Annotated in this window: 11 protein-coding genes and 2 rRNA genes (1 of these 13 cut by a window edge); 10 read left to right on the forward strand and 3 right to left on the reverse strand. The window is 69.8% G+C overall.

Features of this window, described 5'->3' with window-relative positions:
* Together ACGH2B_RS17640 and rrf are read left to right on the forward strand one after the other, a co-directional pair.
* Nucleotides 1–2,390, forward strand: a 23S ribosomal RNA gene (locus ACGH2B_RS17640) (it extends 731 nt beyond the left edge of the window).
* Nucleotides 2,391–2,463: 73 nt separating this feature from the next.
* Nucleotides 2,464–2,580: ribosomal RNA gene (gene rrf, locus ACGH2B_RS17645) — 5S ribosomal RNA — on the forward strand.
* Nucleotides 2,581–3,053: 473 nt separating this feature from the next.
* Here the strand turns inward: rrf and ACGH2B_RS17650 are convergent.
* A complete protein-coding gene (locus tag ACGH2B_RS17650) occupies nucleotides 3,054–4,340 on the reverse strand; it encodes a hypothetical protein (RefSeq protein WP_399090156.1) in 1,287 nt (428 codons plus the stop codon).
* Between the two features lie 151 nt (nucleotides 4,341–4,491).
* Here ACGH2B_RS17650 and mtnA point away from each other — a divergent pair, with 151 nt between their 5' ends.
* The 7 genes from mtnA (at nucleotide 4,492) to ACGH2B_RS17685 (ending at nucleotide 13,055) form a co-directional block, all read left to right on the forward strand.
* Nucleotides 4,492–5,640: an S-methyl-5-thioribose-1-phosphate isomerase gene (gene mtnA, locus ACGH2B_RS17655; RefSeq protein ID WP_399090159.1), complete on the forward strand. Its 1,149-nt coding sequence runs from the start codon at nucleotides 4,492–4,494 to the stop codon at nucleotides 5,638–5,640.
* Complete coding sequence (mtrA, locus tag ACGH2B_RS17660) at nucleotides 5,637–6,314, forward strand: two-component system response regulator MtrA (RefSeq protein WP_004000747.1); 678 nt, start codon at nucleotides 5,637–5,639, stop codon at nucleotides 6,312–6,314. The genes mtnA and mtrA overlap by 4 nt, the downstream gene beginning before the upstream one ends.
* A gap of 1 nt (nucleotide 6,315) precedes the next feature.
* Nucleotides 6,316–8,352 (forward strand): MtrAB system histidine kinase MtrB, encoded by a 2,037-nt coding sequence (gene mtrB / locus ACGH2B_RS17665; protein ID WP_399090164.1) that lies wholly within the window; start codon nucleotides 6,316–6,318, stop codon nucleotides 8,350–8,352.
* A gap of 124 nt (nucleotides 8,353–8,476) precedes the next feature.
* On the forward strand, nucleotides 8,477–10,258 hold the full coding sequence (locus ACGH2B_RS17670; RefSeq protein WP_399090167.1) for an LpqB family beta-propeller domain-containing protein: 1,782 nt from the start codon (nucleotides 8,477–8,479) through the stop codon (nucleotides 10,256–10,258).
* 88 nt (nucleotides 10,259–10,346) lie between these two features.
* Nucleotides 10,347–11,102 (forward strand): ComF family protein, encoded by a 756-nt coding sequence (locus ACGH2B_RS17675; protein WP_399090170.1) that lies wholly within the window; start codon nucleotides 10,347–10,349, stop codon nucleotides 11,100–11,102.
* A 280-nt stretch (nucleotides 11,103–11,382) separates the two neighbouring features.
* A complete protein-coding gene (gene hpf, locus ACGH2B_RS17680; RefSeq protein ID WP_399090172.1) occupies nucleotides 11,383–12,075 on the forward strand; it encodes a ribosome hibernation-promoting factor, HPF/YfiA family in 693 nt (230 codons plus the stop codon).
* A 224-nt stretch (nucleotides 12,076–12,299) separates the two neighbouring features.
* Complete coding sequence (locus tag ACGH2B_RS17685) at nucleotides 12,300–13,055, forward strand: response regulator (RefSeq protein ID WP_399090175.1); 756 nt, start codon at nucleotides 12,300–12,302, stop codon at nucleotides 13,053–13,055.
* Nucleotides 13,056–13,144: 89 nt separating this feature from the next.
* On the opposite strand, the gene ACGH2B_RS17690 is transcribed toward ACGH2B_RS17685, so the two are convergent.
* The gene (locus tag ACGH2B_RS17690; protein WP_399090178.1) at nucleotides 13,145–14,329 is read right to left on the reverse strand and encodes a winged helix-turn-helix domain-containing protein; all 1,185 of its coding nucleotides are present in this window, start codon (nucleotides 14,327–14,329) and stop codon (nucleotides 13,145–13,147) included.
* 174 nt (nucleotides 14,330–14,503) lie between these two features.
* On the reverse strand, nucleotides 14,504–15,106 hold the full coding sequence (locus ACGH2B_RS17695; RefSeq protein ID WP_399090181.1) for a GNAT family N-acetyltransferase: 603 nt from the start codon (nucleotides 15,104–15,106) through the stop codon (nucleotides 14,504–14,506).
* A gap of 238 nt (nucleotides 15,107–15,344) precedes the next feature.
* Here ACGH2B_RS17695 and secA point away from each other — a divergent pair, with 238 nt between their 5' ends.
* The gene (secA, locus tag ACGH2B_RS17700; protein WP_399090184.1) at nucleotides 15,345–18,170 is read left to right on the forward strand and encodes a preprotein translocase subunit SecA; all 2,826 of its coding nucleotides are present in this window, start codon (nucleotides 15,345–15,347) and stop codon (nucleotides 18,168–18,170) included.
* Nucleotides 18,171–18,383 lie beyond the last annotated feature (213 nt).

The following is an 18,383-nucleotide window of genomic DNA, read 5'->3' on the forward strand; positions in this document are numbered from 1 at the left end:
GAAAGCGAGTCCGAATAGGGCGTTTTAGTAGCATGCTCAAGACCCGAAGCGGAGTGATCTAGCCATGGGCAGGTTGAAGCGGAGGTAAGACTTCGTGGAGGACCGAACCCACCAGGGTTGAAAACCTGGGGGATGACCTGTGGTTAGGGGTGAAAGGCCAATCAAACTCCGTGATAGCTGGTTCTCCCCGAAATGCATTTAGGTGCAGCGTCGTGTGTTTCTTGCCGGAGGTAGAGCACTGGATAGGCGATGGGCCCTACCGGGTTACTGACCTTAGCCAAACTCCGAATGCCGGTAAGTGAGAGCGCGGCAGTGAGACTGTGGGGGATAAGCTCCATGGTCGAGAGGGAAACAGCCCAGAGCATCGACTAAGGCCCCTAAGCGTGTGCTAAGTGGGAAAGGATGTGGAGTCGCAGAGACAACCAGGAGGTTGGCTTAGAAGCAGCCATCCTTGAAAGAGTGCGTAATAGCTCACTGGTCAAGTGATTCTGCGCCGACAATGTAGCGGGGCTCAAGCACACCGCCGAAGTCGTGTCATTGCCATATGAGCCCTAACGGGTGTGGTGATGGGTAGGGGAGCGTCGTGTGCCGGGTGAAGCAGCCGTGGAAACGAGTTGTGGACGGTTCACGAGTGAGAATGCAGGCATGAGTAGCGATACACACGTGGGAAACGTGTGCGCCGATTGACTAAGGGTTCCTGGGTCAAGCTGATCTGCCCAGGGTAAGTCGGGACCTAAGGCGAGGCCGACAGGCGTAGTCGATGGACAACCGGTTGATATTCCGGTACCCGTTGTGAAGCGTCAAACATCGAATCAGGCGATGCTAAGTCCGTGAAGCCGCCCTGGATCCTTCGGGTGAAGGGGAGTGGTGGAGCCGACGGACCAGACTTGTAGTAGGTGAGTGATGGGGTGACGCAGGAAGGTAGTCCAGCCCGGGCGGTGGTTGTCCCGGGGTAAGGGTGTAGCCCGTCATCTAGGCAAATCCGGATGACATGGTGGGTGAGACCTGATGCCGAGCCGATTGTGGTGAAGTGGATGATCCTATGCTGTCGAGAAAAGCCTCTAGCGAGTTTCATGGCGGCCCGTACCCTAAACCGACTCAGGTGGTCAGGTAGAGAATACCGAGGCGTTCGGGTGAACTATGGTTAAGGAACTCGGCAAAATGCCCCCGTAACTTCGGGAGAAGGGGGGCCATTGCTGGTGATCGCATTTTCTCCGTGAGCTGGTGGTGGCCGCAGAGACCAGCGAGAAGCGACTGTTTACTAAAAACACAGGTCCGTGCGAAGCCGTAAGGCGATGTATACGGACTGACGCCTGCCCGGTGCTGGAACGTTAAGGGGACCGGTTAGTCATGATTCGTCATGGCGAAGCTGAGAACTTAAGCGCCAGTAAACGGCGGTGGTAACTATAACCATCCTAAGGTAGCGAAATTCCTTGTCGGGTAAGTTCCGACCTGCACGAATGGCGTAACGACTTCTCGACTGTCTCAACCATAGGCCCGGTGAAATTGCACTACGAGTAAAGATGCTCGTTTCGCGCAGCAGGACGGAAAGACCCCGGGACCTTTACTATAGCTTGATATTGGTGTTCGGTTCGGCTTGTGTAGGATAGGTGGGAGACTGTGAAGCGGCCACGCCAGTGGTTGTGGAGTCGTTGTTGAAATACCACTCTGGTCGTGCTGGATGTCTAACCTGGGTCCGTGATCCGGATCAGGGACAGTGTCTGGTGGGTAGTTTAACTGGGGCGGTTGCCTCCTAAAGGGTAACGGAGGCGCCCAAAGGTTCCCTCAGCCTGGTTGGCAATCAGGTGTTGAGTGTAAGTGCACAAGGGAGCTTGACTGTGAGACTGACGGGTCGAGCAGGTACGAAAGTAGGGACTAGTGATCCGGCGGTGGCTTGTGGAAGCGCCGTCGCTCAACGGATAAAAGGTACCCCGGGGATAACAGGCTGATCTTCCCCAAGAGTCCATATCGACGGGATGGTTTGGCACCTCGATGTCGGCTCGTCGCATCCTGGGGCTGGAGTCGGTCCCAAGGGTTGGGCTGTTCGCCCATTAAAGCGGTACGCGAGCTGGGTTTAGAACGTCGTGAGACAGTTCGGTCCCTATCCGCTGTGCGCGTAGGAGTCTTGAGAAGGGCTGTCCCTAGTACGAGAGGACCGGGACGGACGAACCTCTGGTGTGCCAGTTGTTCTGCCAAGGGCATGGCTGGTTGGCTACGTTCGGAAAGGATAACCGCTGAAAGCATCTAAGCGGGAAGCCTGCTTCGAGATGAGGGCTCCCTCCCACTTGATGGGGTAAGGCTCCCAGTAGACGACTGGGTTGATAGGCCAGATATGGAAGACCGGTAACGGTTGGAGTTGACTGGTACTAATAGGCCGAGGGCTTGTCCTCAGTTGCTCGCGTCCACTGTGTAGGTTCTGAAGTAACGACCTGTGTTGTGCCGGGTTGGTTAACTTCATAGTGTTTCGGTGGTCATTGCGTTAGGGAAACGCCCGGTTACATTCCGAACCCGGAAGCTAAGCCTTTCAGCGCCGATGGTACTGCAGAGGGGACTCTGTGGGAGAGTAGGACGCCGCCGAACAATTTTTGGGGAAGCCCCGCATCTTATGGTGCGGGGCTTTCCGCATTTCCGGGACCATTCGCTCCGGTCTTCGTAGCCTGTTTTGGGTTGCGGGGGCCGGAGCATTTTTGCGTTGTGCTGGTGATGGGACGGCCCTGATGGCTGTTCGGGATGCTTTTCGTGTTGCCGTGTGGGCTGGTTCTGAGGGGCTGGTTCTTCGGCCCTTGGTCCTCGCCTTCGGCCTTGTGGGAAGGCGTTGGGGCGGGTTCTCGCTGGGGTCTCAGAAGCGCAGAGGGGATGACAGGGCCGGATAGCTGGGGCCGGTGGCGTAGGGACCGGTTCGTCTGCGTACTCGGTTCGTATGTGCGAGGGAAGAGGTGGGGAAAAGGGGAGCGGATATGGCTCCGCCCCGGCTCCCTGGGAGGAGACGGGGCGGAGCTTTCTGGCGGTAGGGGGCCGGGAGAGGGGGTGCCTCCCGGGCTGTTTGGTGTGGGTCAGTTTTCCGTGGGTGAGGGGGACTGGGCGGGGACGGTGGGGGTGTCGTAGTCGGTGAGGCCGGCGGCGTGGGCGAGTTCGATGTCGAGGGACTCGCGGCGGATGCGCTGGTCCATGTAGAGGAGGGCCGTCACGCCCGCGCTGAGCGGGAAGGTGAGGGTGGAGCCGATGACGGCGCCGAGGCCCAGGAGGGTGAGGAACGTCCAGCCGGTCGTGGTGGCGGTGCCGTTCAGCCAGCCCATGAGGTTGTCGCCGTCGATGATGAAGGCGATCAGGGTGAGGGGGATCTGGACGATGAACTCGACGACGCCGACGAGCAGGTACATCAGCAGTTGGATGCCGAGGATGCGCCACCAGGAGCCGCGGACGAGTTTGGCGGAGCGGCGCATCGAGGCGATGACGCCCTGCTTCTCCAGCATCAGGGCGGGCGGGGCGAGGCAGAACCGTACCCACAGCCAGATGGCCGCGGCGCTGCCGGCCAGGAGGCCGAGCGAGGCGAGGGCGAATCCGGCGGGTGCGGAGCCGACCGCCACGAGGATCCCGCCCGGCACCGCGGCCACCAGGATCACGGCGGTGAGCAGCAGCATGAGCAGGAAGAGCAGGCCGCAGAGCCGGGGCAACTGAGACCGGGCGTCCCGCCACGCCTCCCCGGCGGTGACCGGGCGGCCGAGGACGGAGCGGCTGACGATCATGGTCAGCAGGCCGGTGGCGAGGATCGTGGCGAGCAGCCCGATCAGCGCGGTGATGCCGTTGCCGAGGACCGCCCGGCCCAGCTCGCGGAACGCCTTGGTGACGGCCTCGGTGGAGTCGATCTCCAGGACCGGGGCCCGGCCGGTGTCCGGGAACCACAGGCCCGTCACGAGAGTGATGGCGACCTGCGCCACTACGGCGATGACGAGGGAGATGCCGAGGACGGTGCGCCAGTGGAGGCGGAGCGTCGAGAGCGCGCCGTCCAGGATCTCCCCGACGCCCAGCGGGCGCAGCGGGATGACCCCGGGCTTCGCGGCGGGCGGGACCGGGGACCAGTTGCCGCCCCAGGGCGGGCCGGCGGGCGCCCGGCCGTCCGTACCGAGACCGGCGGTGGCGCGGCCGCGGGGGCCGGGGACACCGGCGGGCGTGGACCACGTACCGGCGGGTGGTTGCTGTTTCGACCACTGCGGGGGAGCCGGTGCTTCCTCGGCGGCGGGGCCGTCCGGCGGTGGGCCGTCGGGGTGCTCCCGGGCGCCGCGGTCCGGCTCGTCGGCGGGGGCGGATCCGGGCGAGGCCCAGCCCGGAGAGTTGTTCATCGTCGCTCCTTCATGCTTCCCGGCCGCCGCCGTGGCGGCCCGGGGACCGGCTTCCGCGGTGGCAGTCATCGTGTCATGGCAGGTGGTGCCCCGGGGCTGTGGCCTGGAGGGGCGGTTCTGCTCGGGCGGGGCGCGGCGGCAGACTGGGCGGATGGCCGAACGTGCTGAAGTACCCGAGACCGGCGCCGTGGCGCCCGTCGTCCCGTCGTTGCGCTGGGCGGAGCCGCCCGAAGGACCCGCTGTGGTGCTGCTCGATCAGACCCTGTTGCCCGCCGAGGAAACCGAGCTGGTCTGTGCGGAGGTGCCGGAGCTGGTGGCCGCGATACGGCGGCTGGCGGTGCGCGGTGCGCCGTTGCTGGGCATCGCGGGCGCGTACGGCGTCGCGTTGGCGGCGGCGCGCGGTGACGACGTGGGGGCGGCGGCCGACGCCTTGGCGCACGCCCGGCCGACGGCGGTCAATCTGGGCTACGGGGTGCGGCGGGTGGCCGCCGCGCACCGGGCCGCGGTGGACGCCGGTACGGGGCCGGAGGGCGCCGCGGCGGCGGCGCTGGCCGAGGCGCGCGCGGTGCATGCCGAGGACGCCGACGCAAGCGCGCGGATGGCGCGCCACGGGCTGGCGTTCCTCGACGAACTGCGGCCCGGGGGCGGACACCGGATCCTCACCCACTGCAACACGGGCGCCCTGGTGTCCGGTGGGGAGGGCACCGCGCTGGCGGTGGCGCTCGCCGCGCACCGGCGGGGCGCGCTGCGCCGGCTGTGGGTGGACGAGACCCGGCCGCTGCTCCAGGGCGCGCGGCTGACCGCGTACGAGGCGGGGCGGGCCGGGATGCCGTACACGGTGCTGGTGGACGGGGCGGCGGGTTCGCTGTTCGCGGCGGGGGAGGTGGACGCGGTGCTGATCGGGGCGGACCGGATCGCGGCGGACGGCTCGGTGGCCAACAAGGTGGGCAGCTATCCGCTGGCGGTGCTGGCCCGGTACCACCGGGTGCCGTTCGTGGTGGTGGCGCCGTTGAGTACCGTCGATCCGGTGACCGCCACGGGGGCGGACATCGTCGTGGAGCAGCGTCCGGGGCGTGAGGTGACGGAGTTCCCGGTGGCGGGCGGGCGGTCCCTTCCGGTGGCTCCGGCCGGGGCTCCGGCGTACAACCCGGCGTTCGACGTGACGCCGCCGGAGCTGGTGACGGCGATCGTCACGGAGGCGGGGGTGGTCTCGCCGGTGACCGGGGACGGGCTCGCCGAGCTGTGTTCCACGTCACGTTGGAGTACGTCACGATCAGGTAATGGGATGATGGCCGAATGAAGGGACGCGTCCTTGTCGTCGACGACGACACCGCACTGGCAGAGATGCTCGGCATCGTGCTGCGCGGCGAAGGCTTTGAACCGTCGTTCGTGGCGGACGGTGACAAGGCGCTCGCCGCCTTCCGCGAGAGCAAACCCGATCTTGTGCTGCTCGATCTGATGCTTCCCGGGCGGGACGGCATCGAGGTGTGCCGGCTGATCCGGGCCGAGTCCGGGGTGCCGATCGTGATGCTGACGGCCAAGAGCGACACCGTGGATGTGGTGGTCGGCCTCGAATCGGGGGCGGACGACTACATCGTCAAGCCGTTCAAGCCCAAGGAGCTGGTCGCCCGGATACGGGCCAGGCTGCGGCGGTCGGAGGAGCCGGCGCCGGAGCAGTTGGCCATCGGTGACCTGGTCATCGATGTCGCCGGGCACTCGGTGAAGCGGGACGGGCAGTCGATCGCGCTGACGCCGCTGGAGTTCGATCTGCTGGTGGCGCTGGCCCGTAAGCCGTGGCAGGTGTTCACCCGTGAGGTGCTGCTGGAGCAGGTGTGGGGCTACCGCCACGCCGCCGACACCCGGCTCGTCAACGTCCATGTGCAGCGGCTGCGCTCGAAGGTGGAGAAGGACCCCGAGCGGCCCGAGATCGTGGTGACCGTGCGCGGCGTCGGCTACAAGGCCGGGCCAAGCTGATATGAGCCGGACCGGTGCGGCCCCGGAGGAGAAGCGGGGGCGTTCCACCGACCCGGTACGCGGAACGTCGCTCTCGGCGCGGGTGTTCGCGCGGTTGCTGCGGGGCGGGCAGTTGCTGCCCGACGGCGCGGTCAGCGGCCCGGTGCATCCGTTGCTGCGGCTGTTCAGCCGTTGGGTGCGGCGGCCGTTGCTGCCGGCGCTGCGGCTGTGGCGGCGCAACATCCAGTTGCGGGTCGTCGCCTCGACGCTGCTGATGTCGCTGGTCGTGGTGTTGCTGCTCGGTGTGGTCGTGGTCGGGCAGGTCCGTAACGGGCTGCTCACCGCGAAGGCGCAGGCGGCGCAGAGCCAGGCGGCGGGCGGTTTCGGGGTGGCGCAGAAGCTCGCCGACGGCGCCGGTGCGGGCACCGGCGCCACGGGTGACGACGCCGCGCGCTCCGGGCGCGGCACCCAGGACTCCGCGACCTGGCTGACCGGTCTGGTCGAGCAACTGGCCAGTGGCGGCCAGGGCGTGTTCTCCGTCGTGGCGCTCAGCTCGGACTCCGACGAGCCGTTCGGCGACTCCAGCCGCGGCACCCGGGGGCCGCGCGCCTCCGGGGACGTCGATCCGGAGGCGAGCGTCCCGCCGGACCTGCGGCGGAAGCTGGACGCGCGGGCGGGCACGTTCCGTCAGTACACGCAGATCAAGCGGGTCGGGTCGGACGAGGGTCTGCCGGCGCTGATCATCGGTAAGCGGCTCAACGATGTGAACGGCAACCAGTTCCAGCTCTACTACCTCTTCCCGTTCACGCAGGAGGCGGAGACGCTGAAGCTGGTGACGGGCACGCTGGCGACGGCCGGGGTGTTCGTCGTGATCCTGCTCGGCGCGATCGCCTGGCTCGTCGTGCGGCAGGTCGTCACGCCGGTGCGGATGGCCGCGGGGATCTCCGAGCGGCTGGCGGCCGGGCTGCTCCAGGAGCGGATGAAGGTCACCGGTGAGGACGACATCGCTCGTCTGGGTGAATCGTTCAACAAGATGGCGCAGAACCTCCAGCTCAAGATCCAGCAGTTGGAGGAGTTGTCGCGGATGCAGCGCCGCTTCGTCTCGGACGTCTCGCACGAGCTGCGGACGCCGCTGACGACGGTCCGGATGGCGGCGGACATCATCCACGAGGCGCGCGAGGACTTCGATCCGGCGACGAAGCGCTCCGCTGAGCTGCTGCGCGGGCAGTTGGACCGTTTCGAGTCGCTGCTGGCCGAGCTGCTGGAGATCAGCCGGTTCGACGCCGGGGCGGCGGCGCTGGAGGCCGGGCCGGTCGATCTGCGGGATGTGGTGCAGCGCGTCATCGAGGGCGCCGAGCCGCTGGCCGAGCGGACCGGGACCCGCATCGTGGTGCGCGGCGCGGAGCAGCCGGTGATCGCCGAGGCGGACTCCCGGCGGGTCGAGCGGGTGCTGCGCAATCTCGTCGTCAACGCCGTCGAGCACGGTGAGGGCCGCGATGTGGTGGTGCGGCTGGCGTCGGCCGGCGGGCCCAGTGGCGGCGCGGTGGCGGTGGCGGTGCGCGACTACGGCGTGGGGCTGAAGCCGGGCGAGGCGTCCCGGGTGTTCAACCGTTTCTGGCGGGCGGATCCGGCGCGGGCGCGGACGACGGGCGGTACGGGCCTGGGCCTGTCCATCGCCGTCGAGGACGCCCGGCTGCACGGCGGGTGGCTCCAGGCGTGGGGGGAGCCCGGTGGCGGTTCGCAGTTCCGGCTGACCCTGCCGCGTACGGCGGGCGAGGCGCTGCGGGGCTCGCCGATCCCGCTGGAGCCGGAGGATTCGCGGCGCAATCGCGCGGCGGCCGCGGGCCGGGGGCCCGGCGGCCGTACCCCGGCGGCCCTCCCGGCGGTGTCCCGGGCGGCGCTGCCCGCCGGTCCCACCGGGCGCGGTGCGTCGGTGGCGGGCGTACGGGACGACGAGGCGGCGCGCGGGGCGCAGCCGCGCGCCGGTGAGGCAGCCCCCGGTGACGCGGCCGGGAACGGACGGGGCGGGGACCGGGAAGGTGAGCTGGGTGGGCGCTGAGCAGGGACGACGGCGGGAGGCCGCGGCCTCCCCGGCGCGCCGGGCCACGGCCGGGGGGCCGGACGGTACCGACGCTGGGGGGTCGCGCCCCCGGGCCGCGAGGGGCCGCCGGGGGGTCCGGGGCGTGGCGGTGCTGGGCAGTGCGGCGCTCCTGCTGGCCGGGTGTGCCTCGATGCCGGAGAGCGGGGACGTCAAGGCGGTCGATCCGTCGCCGCGCGCCGACGGCGATTCGCAGGTGCGGGTGTACGGCGTACCGCCGCAGGACGGTGCGCGGCCGACCAACATCGTCCGCAGCTTCCTCGACGCGACCACCAGTGATGAGGCGGATTTCCGGACGGCCACGCAGTATCTGGCGCAGTCGGCGCGGCGGACGTGGCGGCCGTTTCTGGTGACGAACGTGCTTCAGGAGCGGCCCAAGCCGGAGAGCGGGCCGCAGATCCGGGGCGACCGCGACGGATACACCGTCACGCTGTCGGGCAGTCAGGTCGCCACGGTGGACGCCGCGCACGCGTACACGCCGGAGGAGAAGCCGTACCACCGCACGATCCACCTCATCAAGGAGAAGGGGCAGTGGCGGATCGACCGGCTGCCCAACGGGCTGGTGCTGGGGCAGTCCGACTTCCAGCGCATCTACCAGTCCGTCAACAAGTTCTACTTCGCGTCCTACAAGACGGAGTCGCAGGAGCCCAAGGCGCGCCGTAACGTCCTGGTCGCCGACCCGGTCTATCTGCGGCGGCGGATAGATCCGATCACGGCGAGCGTGCAGGCGCTGCTGGACGGGCCGACGAACTGGCTGAATCAGGTCACGGTCTCGGAGTTCCCCTCCCGTACCCGGCTGGCCAGCCGCACCCTGGCGCTCGACGACTCCAACGCGCTCCAGGTGAAGCTCAGCAAGGAGGCGGTGAGCACGGACACCGGGCAGTGCCGGCGGATGGCGGCTCAGTTGTTCTTCACCGTCCAGGACATGACGCGGGCGTCGAAGATCAGCGAGGTGGAGCTGCAGGACCCCGACGGCGTCTCGCTGTGCGTCCTGAGCCAGAGCCGGGCGGAGCGGGACTTCGCGCCGCAGCAGCGTGCCGGGGGACCGGCCGATGAGTACTACCTCGACGCCGAGCACCGGCTCGTCGCGCTGTCGGACACGGCGACCGAGGCGGCGCCGGTGGGCGGTCCGTTCGGGACGGGCAAGACGCCGCTCGGCTCGGTCGCCGTCGCCCGGGACGAGCGCACCGCAGCCGGTGTGTCGACCGACGGCAGGTCGCTGTACGTCGCCGCGCTCCAGGACGGTACGGAGCGGGGCGGCCCGATGCTGACCAGCGGTGTCAGGGACGGTCTGACCGCGCCGAGTTGGGACGGTCTGGGCGATCTGTGGATCGCCGAGCGCACCGCCGGCGGGTCGCGGCTGCTGCGGATGCGGGAGGGCAAGGGCGATCCGGAGCAGGTGGCGGTGCCCGGCCTCGGTGACCGGCGGATAAAGGCGATCCGGATGGCCGCCGACGGTATCCGGATCGCGATCCTCGTGGAGGACGGTGGCCGGACGACGTTGCAGCTCGGCCGGGTGGAGCGGGGCGGTTCGTCGGCGCATCCGCTGCTGTCGGTCGAGGAGCTGCGGCCGATCGCGCCGCAGTTGGAGGACGTCGTCGCGGCGTCCTGGGCGGGCGGCAGCCGGCTGGTGGTCGTGGGCCGGGAGTCCGGCGGTGTGCAGCAGATGCAGTTCATGGAGACCGACGGGTCCGCGTCGAACGTGCCGAGCCTGCCCGGCGTCACGGGTGTCAAGGCGGTGGCCGCGTCCGAGGACGAGACCCGCCCGCTGATCGCCGACGCGGTCGACGGCATCGTCCGGTTGCCGCCGGACGCCAATTGGAAGACCGTGGCGAAGGACGGTACGGCGCCGGTCTACCCGGGGTGAGTGCGCGGCTACGCGGCCGGGGACCGGTGCGCCGGAGGGGTTTTCCACAGGGCTGGTGAGGGACCGCCCCGCGCGTGACAGTGGAGTCATGCGGGGGATGTGGCGGGAGCTGGCCGGGCTGGTGCTGCCGGTGGAGTGTGCCGGGTGCGGGCGGCCGCGTACGGAGCTGTGCGGGCCGTGCCGCCGGAAGCTGGCGCGCGGAGGGCGCGGCGCGGCCCGGGTGTGCCCGGACCCGCCGCCCGCCGGGCTGCCCGAGGTGTGGGCGGGCGCGGTCTACGCGGACGAGGTGCGGGCGGCGCTGCTCGCGCACAAGGAACGGGGCGCCCTCCGGCTGGCCGGGCCGCTCGGGGCGGCGCTGGCGGACGCGGTACGGGGGCTGTGCGGACGGCAGGGCGGCGTGGGCCCGCGGGCCGGTCCTGTGGTGCTGGTCCCGGTGCCGTCGGCGCGGCGGGCGGTGGCCGGGCGCGGCCACGACCCGGTCCGGCGGCTGGCGTACGCGGCCGCGCGTGAGCTGCGGGGTACGGGCCGGGCTGCGCGGGTGTGGGCCGGGCTGCGGCAGCGCGGGCCGGTGGCGGACCAGGCGGGTCTGGGCGCCCGGGAGCGGCTCGCCAACATCGCCGGCGCCCTGGAGATGCGGGGCGGGGCCGCCGGGCCCGTGGTGGGGCCCGTGGTGCTGGTGGACGACCTGGTGACCACAGGGGCGACGCTCGCCGAGGCGCGGCGGGCGGTGACGGCCGCGGGGTGCCGGGTGCTGGGGGCGGCGGTGGTGGCCGCTCCGGGGCTGTCGTTCGCCGTGCGTCCGCAACCGCGGCCCGGAGACGGACGTTCCAGGTGGGGGAGGTAAAACCACTCGAACGCAGCCGGTGGCCGTGAGGGGGTGCCGACAGAGGCCGGAGAGAGCTATGTTCGGTTGTGAGGACTTGGCAGACGCTTTGCCTCGTTTGTCGTGCTGGGTGCGTATGAGGCCGTTTGCAGCGACCCTGAAATCAGGAGAGTGGAGAGCCCGTCCCTGGGGGAGGAGGAGGTGAAAGTCGCCAAGTCCGAGGCTTCGGCACTCACCGGAGCCTGGTGCAAGAAGGAATCGCGCCGTCCTCGGGGCGGAGCGATCCGGAACGGAGTTCTGCGTGGACATCGTCGTCAAGGGCCGCAAGACCGAGGTGCCCGAGCGGTTCCGCAAGCACGTGGCCGAGAAGCTGAAGCTGGATAAGGTCCAGAAGCTCGACGGCAAGGTGATCAGCCTGGACGTCGAAGTGTCCAAGGAGCCGAACCCGCGGCAGGCCGACCGTTCCGACCGGGTGGAGATCACCCTTCGCTCCCGAGGTCCGGTGGTGCGGGCCGAGGCGGCGGCCGGTGATCCGTACGCCGCGCTGGATCTGGCCACCGCGAAGCTGGAGGCACGGCTGCGCAAGCAGCACGACAAGCGCTTCTCCCGTCGGGGCAGCGGCCGGATCCCGGCCAGCGATGTCGGGGCGAGCGTCCCCGACGCCGCGAGCCTGAAGCCCAACGGAGAGCTCGCCGCGGACGTGGTGTCCGAGGAGAAGGTACCCACCAAGAAGGTGGCGTCCCTGGACGTCCAGGGGGACGGTCCGCTGGTCGTCCGGGAGAAGACCCACTCCGCGGCGCCCATGGCGCTCGACCAGGCGCTCTACGAGATGGAGTTGGTCGGTCACGACTTCTATCTCTTCGTCGACGCCGAGACGAAGCAGCCCAGTGTCGTCTACCGGCGGCACGGCTACGACTACGGCGTCATCCACCTGAACCCCGATTCGTTCGGGGAGGAAGGGGCCGGGGGCGCGGGGGGCGCACTCGGCGGCTGACCTCATCCTCATGGTGCCCCGGGCGTGCGCCCGGGGCACCATCGTGCCTGCAAGGAGGAGGAGTTGAGGCCGTATAGAGTTGGTGCCGGGCCATGGCGCAGGGGCACCCGGGGGTGCCGGGGAGCGGCCGTATGGCGTTGATCGGGCTGGCCGCGGGGGCCGTTGTCAACCAGCCTTGTGTCCAAGCTCAGGCCGTCGGGCCGGGCAGCTGACGGGGAGGAACGATGGGGGACAGCTTCGGACCCGTGCGCGGCGACGCGGGCGACGGCGGGAACGGCGCCGGTGACGCGTTCGGGAGGGGAGCGGATCCGTCCCGCAAGGAGCCGATCCGGGTTCTGGTCGTGGACGACCACGCCCTCTTCCGGCGGGGGCTGGAGATCGTGCTGGCCCAGGAGGAGGACATCCAGGTCGTCGGCGAGGCCGGGGACGGCACCGAGGCGGTCGAGAAGGCCGCCGATCTGCTGCCCGACATCGTGCTGATGGACGTACGGATGCCCCGGCGCGGCGGGATCGAGGCGTGCACCGCCATCAAGGAAGTGGCCCCCAGCGCGAAGATCATCATGCTGACGATCAGCGATGAGGAGGCCGACCTCTACGAAGCGATCAAGGCCGGGGCCACGGGATATCTGCTCAAGGAGATCTCCACGGACGAGGTGGCGACCGCGATCCGGGCCGTCGCGGACGGACAGTCGCAGATCAGCCCCTCGATGGCGGCCAAACTGCTGACCGAGTTCAAGTCGATGATCCAGCGGACGGACGAGCGGCGGCTGGTGCCCGCGCCCCGCCTCACCGACCGGGAGCTTGAAGTCCTCAAGCTCGTCGCCACCGGTAAGAACAACCGCGACATCGCCAAAGAACTCTTCATCTCCGAGAACACCGTGAAGAACCACGTCCGCAACATCCTGGAGAAGCTGCAACTGCACTCCCGGATGGAAGCGGTGGTCTACGCGATGCGGGAGAAGATCCTCGAAATCCGGTGAGGCTCCGACCTCCCGCCGCTCTCCCGTGCGAGGGTGCGGGGCCGCCCGGCGTGCGGATGCCCCGGCGGCCACGCCTCTTACCCCCGCTCTCACCCGCCGAGGCGGGTCAGCTCCCGGTCCAGCGCGATGGCCAGCGCCGTGTCGTCGCAGCGCGCCACCCGGACGGTGTCGCACCCCACCCAGCCCGCCGCCTCATACAGTGCCTGGGCCATCGGGCCGACCGCCTTCGGCCCGTCCATCGACACCTGGCGGGCGACGAGGGTGGTGCCTTCGCGGGCCGGGTCGACCCGGCCGATCAGGCGGCCGCCGGACAGCAGCGGCATCGCGAAATAGCCGTGTATCCGCTTCGGGCGCGGGACGTACGCCTCCAGGCGGTGGGTGAAGCCGAAGATCCGCTCGGTGCGCGGGCGGTCCCAGATGAGGGAGTCGAACGGGGAGAGCAGCGTCGTACGGTGACGGCCGCGGGGCGGTGCCGCGAGCGCCGCCGGGTCGGCCCAGGCGGGCTTGGACCAGCCCTCGACCTCGACCGGCACCAGGCCGGAGCCGTCCAGCACGGCGTCGACCTGCGCGGACTTGAGGCGGTGGTAGTCCGCGAGGTCGGCTCGGGTGGCGACGCCCATCGCGGCGCCCGCCTGTGCCACCAGCCGGCGCAGGCACTCCTCGTCCGCCGGCTCGTCCGCCAGCAGCGGGGCGGGTATGGCGCGCTCGGCGAGGTCGTACACCCGCTTCCAGCCGCTGCGCCGGGTGCAGACCACCTCGCCGTACATGAGGGCGCGCTCCACCGCGATCTTCGACGCGCTCCAGTCCCACCACTCGCCGCCGTTCTTCGCGCCGCCGAGCTGGCTCGCGGTGAGCGGGCCGCGCTCGCGAAGCTGGGTGAGGACCGCGTCGTAGGCGGTGGGGGACAGCTCGTGGTGCCAGTGCGGGCGGGCGCGGTAGGCGCGGCGGCGGAAGGCGAAGAGCGGCCACTCCTCGACGGGCAGGATGCAGGCGGCGTGCGACCAGTACTCGAAGCTGCGGTCACCGCTCCAGTAGGCGGCCTCGATCTCCGTACGGGGGAGGGCGCCGAGTCTGCTGTACGGGACCAGCTCGTGCGAGCGGGCGAGGACCGAGATCGTGTCGAGCTGCACCGAGCCGAGGCGGCGCAGCAGCCCGCGCACCCCGGCGCGGCGGCCGTCCGCCCCCAGCAGGCCCTGGGCGCGCAGGGCCAGCCGCCGCGCCTCGTCGCGGGAGAGGGGGGTCACGGAGCGTGGTTGCCGAGTCACGGTGGTCATGTCGCACAGAGTAGGGGCGACCACTGACAACGCCCCGGCCCGGCGCCGCCCCGCGCCCCTGACCAGCGGCGGAGCGTGGCCGGACCGCACCCGCGCCGGTGGCGGAGCGGCGCCTTCCGGGCGGGCGGCGCCGTGCGGCGTCCGCCTCCGCGCGCCCCGCCGACCGAGCCCGGATCACTCCTCGTACGGCAGATACGGCGTCCGCCGCGCGCCCTCCCCGGGGGTGTCCGGCAGGTCCGAGGGGAGGAGTGAGCCGAGCCAGACGTCGCGGCGGGTGCCCTCGCGCACCAGCTCGCCGCGGAGGGTGCCCTCCCGGTGGAAGCCGGTGCGGCGGGCGACCGCCCACGAGCCGTGGTTGCCCGCCTCGGCGCGCCACTCCAGCCGCTCCACGCCCAGGTCACGGAAGGCCCAGCGGACCACCGCGGCGGCGGCCTCGGCGGTGTAGCCCTTGCCGCGCTGCTCCCGGGTGGTCCAGTACCCCAGCTCGGCCTGGCGCTCCGGGGTGCGCAGCCGGTCCAGGCGGACCAGGCCCACCGCGCCGACCAGCACCTCCGCGTCCCGGGTGAGCACGGCGAACGACAGGTCGGTGTCCTGGCTCCAGCCCTGCGGCGAGAACGCGCCCGTGAAGTGTTCGGCGTCCAGGAGCGTGTACGGGGACGGAACACTGGTCCAGCGCGGGATGTCCGGGTCCTGGCAGGCGGCGTACACCGCGGGGGCGTCCGAGGGCCGGAACGGGCGCAGCAGCAGGCGTTCCGTGGTGAGGGTGACGGGTCTCATGGGGGGATTCTCCGGTGCCCGGGGCGCCGCTGCGAAGGGATTTCACGGCCCGGCCCGGCACCTTCCCGCGGCCTCGCGCGTTCATGGGAAGAGGGGCCGGAGGGGTTCGCTGCGGCGGACCTCCCGACCGGACGGTGTCCTCCTTTACGATGGCCGTTGCGGCGGGGCCTGCCCCTTGGAAAATGCCGCGCCCGCGCACCCGACAGTGCAGGCCCGACCGGCAAGGAGACCAGCCCAAGTGTCCGTCTTCAACAAGCTCATGCGTGCAGGCGAAGGAAAGATCCTGCGCAAACTGCACCGCATCGCGGGGCAGGTCAACTCCATCGAGGAGGACTTCGCGGCCCTCTCCGACGCCGAGCTGCGGGCGCTGACCGATGAGTACAAGGAGCGCTACAAGGACGGCGAGAGCCTCGACGACCTGCTGCCCGAGGCGTTCGCCACGGTCCGCGAGGCCGCCAAGCGGGTGCTCGGCCAGCGCCATTACGACGTCCAGTTGATGGGTGGCGCGGCCCTTCACCTGGGGTACGTCGCCGAGATGAAGACCGGTGAGGGCAAGACCCTCGTCGGCACCCTCCCGGCGTATCTGAACGCCCTCTCCGGCGAAGGCGTCCACCTCATCACGGTCAACGACTACCTCGCCGAGCGCGACTCCGAGATGATGGGTCGGGTCCACAAGTTCCTGGGCCTGACGGTCGGTTGCATCCTCGCCGACATGACCCCCGCGCAGCGCCGTGAGCAGTACGGCTGCGACATCACGTACGGCACGAACAACGAGTTCGGCTTCGACTACCTCCGCGACAACATGGCCTGGTCGCAGGATGAACTCGTCCAGCGGGGCCACAACTTCGCGATCGTCGACGAGGTCGACTCCATCCTCGTCGACGAGGCCCGTACGCCGCTGATCATCTCCGGTCCGGCCGACTCCGCCACCAAGTGGTACGGCGACTTCGCCAAGTTGGTGCGCCGCCTGAAGAAGGGTGAGGCGGCCAACCCGCAGCGCGGCATCGAGGAGACCGGCGACTACGACGTCGACGAGAAGAAGCGCACCGTCGGCATCCACGAGTCCGGCGTCAGCAAGGTCGAGGACTGGCTGGGCATCGACAACCTCTACGAGTCGGTGAACACCCCGCTGGTCGGCTACCTCAACAACGCCATCAAGGCCAAGGAGCTGTTCAAGAACGACAAGGACTACGTCGTCATCGACGGCGAGGTCATGATCGTCGACGAGCACACCGGCCGTATTCTCGCCGGTCGCCGCTACAACGAGGGCATGCACCAGGCGATCGAGGCGAAGGAAGGGGTGGAGATCAAGGACGAGAACCAGACCCTCGCCACGATCACCCTCCAGAACTTCTTCCGCCTCTACAACAAGCTCTCCGGTATGACCGGTACGGCGATGACCGAGGCGGCCGAGTTCCACCAGATCTACAAGCTCGGCGTCGTCCCGATCCCGACCAACCGCCCCATGCAGCGGATGGACCAGGCCGATCTGATCTACCGCACCGAGCCCGCGAAGTTCGACGCGGTGGTCGACGACATCGTCGAGAAGCACGCGAAGGGCCAGCCGATCCTGGTCGGCACGACGTCCGTCGAGAAGTCCGAGTACCTCTCGCAGCAGCTCAAGAAGCGCGGCGTCGAGCACGAGGTGCTGAACGCCAAGCACCACGAGCGGGAGGCGTCGATCGTCGCCCAGGCCGGCCGTAAGGGCGCCGTGACGGTCGCCACGAACATGGCCGGCCGCGGTACCGACATCAAGCTCGGCGGCAACCCCGACGACCTCGCCGAGGCCGAGCTGCGCCAGCGTGGCCTCGACCCGGTCGAGCACGTCGAGGAGTGGGCGGCCGCCCTGCCGGACGCGCTGGAGCGCGCCGAGGCGGCCGTGAAGGCGGAGTTCGAGGAGGTCAAGGAGCTGGGCGGGCTCTACGTCCTGGGCACCGAGCGGCACGAGTCGCGCCGGATCGACAACCAGCTACGCGGCCGCTCCGGCCGTCAGGGCGACCCGGGCGAGTCCCGTTTCTACCTCTCCCTCGGTGACGACCTGATGCGGCTGTTCAAGGCCCAGATGGTCGAGCGCGTCATGGCCATGGCCAACGTCCCCGACGACGTCCCGATCGAGAACAAGATGGTCACCCGGGCCATCGCCTCCGCCCAGTCGCAGGTCGAGCAGCAGAACTTCGAGACGCGGAAGAACGTCCTGAAGTACGACGAGGTGCTCAACCGCCAGCGTGAGGTCATCTACGGCGAGCGCCGCCGTGTCCTGGAGGGCGAGGACCTCCAGGAGCAGATCAAGCACTTCATGGACGACACCATCGACGCCTACATCCAGGCGGAGACGGTCGAGGGCTTCGCGGAGGAGTGGGACCTGGACCGCCTGTGGGGCGCGTTCAAGCAGCTCTACCCGGTGAAGGTCACCGTCGAGGAGCTGGAGGACGAGGTCGGCGACCGCGCCGGGATCACCTCCGACTTCATCGCCGAGGCGGTCAAGGACGACATCGCCCAGCAGTACGCGGCCCGTGAGGAGCAGCTCGGCTCCGACGTCATGCGGGAGCTGGAGCGCCGCGTGGTGCTCTCCGTCCTGGACCGCAAGTGGCGTGAGCACCTCTACGAGATGGACTACCTCCAGGAGGGCATCGGCCTGCGGGCGATGGCCCAGAAGGACCCGCTGGTCGAGTACCAGCGCGAGGGCTTCGACATGTTCACCGCCATGATGGAGGGCATCAAGGAGGAGTCCGTCGGCTACCTGTTCAACCTGGAGGTCCAGGTGGAGCAGCAGGTCGAGGAGGTCCCCGTGGAGGAGGGCGCCGAGGCGCTGTCCCTGGAGAAGGAGGCCCCGGAGGCGGTGCCCGCCGGCGCGGGCCGCCCCGAGATCCACGCCAAGGGCCTGGAGGCGCCGCAGCGGCCGGACCGGCTGCACTTCTCGGCGCCGACGGTCGACGGTGAGGGCGGCGTCATCGAGGGCGACTTCACCAGCGACGACGATGCCCCGGCCCGCTCGGAGTCGGACGGCCTGACCCGCGCGGAGCGCCGCAAGGCCCAGAAGGGCGGCCGGCGCCGCAAGAAGTGACCTGAGCCGTGACGGCGGGGCCCCGGGAACGCGTTCCCGGGGCCCCGCCGTCGTCCGTGGGCGCGGCGCCTTCCGGACACGGGCGCGCGCCGGTCGCGGGTGCTCGCCGTGTGCGGTCGTCGGGTACGGCCCGCGGCCAGGGTGGCGAGTGTCCGCGTGGTCGTCGGGTACGGCCCCGGCCCGGGTGGCGGCAGTGTCCGCGCGGTCGGCGGT

The sequence above is a fragment of the Streptomyces sp. BBFR2 genome (genome assembly GCF_044497305.1).
Lineage (GTDB): Bacteria > Actinomycetota > Actinomycetes > Streptomycetales > Streptomycetaceae > Streptomyces.

Coding starts and splice junctions, on each gene's coding strand:
- ACGH2B_RS17650 (WP_399090156.1), bottom strand. CDS start 4,340: ATGAACAACTCTCCGGGCTGGGCCTCGCCCGGATCCGCCCCCGCCGAC.
- mtnA (WP_399090159.1), top strand. CDS start 4,492: ATGGCCGAACGTGCTGAAGTACCCGAGACCGGCGCCGTGGCGCCCGTC.
- mtrA (WP_004000747.1), top strand. CDS start 5,637: ATGAAGGGACGCGTCCTTGTCGTCGACGACGACACCGCACTGGCAGAG.
- mtrB (WP_399090164.1), top strand. CDS start 6,316: ATGAGCCGGACCGGTGCGGCCCCGGAGGAGAAGCGGGGGCGTTCCACC.
- ACGH2B_RS17675 (WP_399090170.1), top strand. CDS start 10,347: ATGCGGGGGATGTGGCGGGAGCTGGCCGGGCTGGTGCTGCCGGTGGAG.
- ACGH2B_RS17685 (WP_399090175.1), top strand. CDS start 12,300: ATGGGGGACAGCTTCGGACCCGTGCGCGGCGACGCGGGCGACGGCGGG.
- ACGH2B_RS17690 (WP_399090178.1), bottom strand. CDS start 14,329: ATGACCACCGTGACTCGGCAACCACGCTCCGTGACCCCCCTCTCCCGC.
- ACGH2B_RS17695 (WP_399090181.1), bottom strand. CDS start 15,106: ATGAGACCCGTCACCCTCACCACGGAACGCCTGCTGCTGCGCCCGTTC.